This window comes from Serratia sp. Nf2 (genome assembly GCF_003028435.1).
Taxonomy (GTDB): Bacteria; Pseudomonadota; Gammaproteobacteria; order Enterobacterales; family Enterobacteriaceae; genus Serratia; species Serratia marcescens_L.
Genome location: NZ_PYTW01000057.1, coordinates 1 through 333 on the forward strand (window position 1 = coordinate 1; position 333 = coordinate 333).

1 rRNA gene is annotated in these 333 nt (G+C 52.9%); it reads left to right on the plus strand.

Annotated elements, in window-relative coordinates:
* Positions 1-333 (plus strand): 23S ribosomal RNA (locus C9411_RS25405); the annotation flags it as partial.

Below are 333 nucleotides of genomic sequence, written 5' to 3' on the forward strand. Positions count from 1 at the left end.
GAAACAGGTTAATATTCCTGTACTTGGTGTTACTGCGAAGGGGGGACGGAGAAGGCTAGGCTAGCCGGGCGACGGTTGTCCCGGTTTAAGCGTGTAGGGGGTGTGACCTGGTAAATCCGGTTGCATATCAACCCTGAGGCGTGATGACGATGCACTACGGTGCAGAAGTAGTTGATGCCCTGCTTCCAGGAAAAGCCTCTAAGCATCAGGTAACATTAAATCGTACCCCAAACCGACACAGGTGGTCAGGTAGAGAATACCAAGGCGCTTGAGAGAACTCGGGTGAAGGAACTAGGCAAAATGGTGCCGTAACTTCGGGAGAAGGCACGCTGG